The organism is Streptomyces sparsus (genome assembly GCF_054776295.1).
Genome location: NZ_BAAHCA010000919.1, coordinates 1 through 1,931 on the forward strand (window position 1 = coordinate 1; position 1,931 = coordinate 1,931).

At 73.3% G+C, this 1,931-nt stretch carries 2 protein-coding genes; both read left to right on the top strand.

Going from position 1 to position 1,931, the window contains the following annotated elements; genetic code table 11:
• Window positions 1-110 precede the first annotated feature (110 nt).
• Window positions 111-794 (top strand): ribulose-phosphate 3-epimerase, encoded by a 684-nt coding sequence (gene rpe / locus ACYVE9_RS24930; protein WP_461030153.1) that lies wholly within the window; start codon window positions 111-113, stop codon window positions 792-794.
• A gap of 178 nt (window positions 795-972) precedes the next feature.
• A partial coding sequence (locus ACYVE9_RS24935; protein ID WP_461030154.1) for a sugar-binding transcriptional regulator occupies window positions 973-1,931 on the top strand: 959 nt, incomplete at its 3' end.

Sequence of the window (1,931 nt, forward strand, 5' to 3'; positions counted from 1 at the left end):
CGCCGCCGGCGGTGCCGCCCGACGCCGCGGGTGCGGGCCGCGGGCGGTATTCCGGCCGCGTGGGAGGGACCGGCTGCCGCGTCCGGTGTGGCGGACGACATACTGGGGGCATGGTTCAGATCAGCCCCAGCATCCTGTCCGCCGATTTCTCCCGTCTGGCCGAGGAGGCCGAGCGTGTCGGAGGCGCGGAAGGCGCCGACTGGCTCCACGTCGACGTGATGGACAACCACTTCGTGCCGAACCTGACGCTCGGAGCGCCCGTGGTCGAAGCGCTGAGCAAGGCCACCGGCACACCGCTGGACTGCCACCTCATGATCGAGGAGCCGGACCGGTGGGCCCCCCAGTTCGTCGAGGCCGGTGCCGGTTCCGTCACCTTCCACGCCGAGGCCGCCGCCGCGCCGGTGCGGCTGGCGCGGGAGATCCGGGCCAAGGGCGCGCGGGCCTCGATGGCGCTCAAGCCCGCCACCCCGATCGAGCCCTACGAGGACCTGCTGCCCGAGCTGGACATGCTGCTGGTGATGACGGTCGAGCCCGGCTTCGGCGGCCAGGCGTTCCTGGACATCATGCTGCCCAAGATCCGCCGTACCCGGCAGCTGATCGACAAGCACGGTCTGCAGATGTGGCTCCAGGTGGACGGCGGGGTGTCCGCCGAGACCATCGAGCGCTGCGCCGAGGCCGGCGCGGACGTCTTCGTGGCCGGTTCCGCCGTCTACGGCACCGACGACCCGGCGGCGGCCGTGCGCGCGCTCCGCAACCAGGCGTCCGAGGCCGCCGCCCGGGGCTGCGCGCACTGACGGCCCCGGCCGCGCGCCGGGCAGCGGCACCGAGCACGACTGCCCGGAGTGCCTGCGCCATGCACGAAACGGATCAAGGTCCCGGTGGATCTGCGAGGATGAACACCCGGGCGCGGACGCGCTCGCGGGGTGGAAGCTGAGGTGAGTTGCGGTGTCGACGGGTCGGGCAGCAGCAAGGATGGGGCCCGCCGAACTGATGCAGGCTGCGGCCATGGCCCGCCGCTTCTACTTGGAGGGCAAGTCCAAGATCCAGATCGCGGACGAGTTCGGCGTCAGCCGCTTCAAGGTGGCCAGGGTGCTGGAGACGGCCCTGGAGCGCGACCTCGTCAGGATCGAGATCCGGGTGCCCGCCGAACTGGACGCCGAACGCTCCGACGCGCTGCGCGCCCGCTACGGGCTGCGGCACGCGGTGGTCGTCGAGTCGCCGGCCGACGCGACCGAGGACGCCGCCGATCCGGAGAACCTCGGTGAGGTGGCGGCCGACCTGCTCGGTGAGCTGGTCACCGAGGGCGACGTCCTGGGCCTGGCCTGGGGGCGTTCGACGATCCACATGGCCACCGCGCTGCGCCGACTGCCGCCCTGCACCGTCGTCCAGCTCACCGGCGTGTACGACGCGGGCACCGCCGACCGCGGTTCCGTGGAGGCGGTACGCCGGGCCGCCGAGGTCGCAGGGGGAGTGGCCCACCCCATCTACGCCCCGATGCTGCTGCCCGACCCCGCCACGGCAGCGGCGCTGCGCAGCCAGACCGGCATCGCCGCCGCCTTCGAGTACTTCGACAAGGTGACGGTGGCCGCCGTCTCCATCGGCTCCTGGGAGCCCGGCGTCTCCACCGTGCACGACATGCTGAGCGACTCCGAGCGGGCGCACTACGCCTCGCTGGGTGCCGCCGCCGAGATGTCGGCGCACCTGTTCGACGCGCACGGCCGCCGGATCGGCCGTGACCTGGGAGAGCGCTGCATCACGGTGGAGGCCGACCGGCTGCGCCGGATCCCCGAGGTGGTGGCCATCGCGGGTGGCCGGCGCAAGGCCGACGCGATCGGCGCGGTCCTGCGCTCCGGCCTCGTGACCAGCCTCGTCACCGACACCGCGGCCGCCGACGACCTGCTGCGTGCGGGGCCGGTACCGCGTCCCGCGCT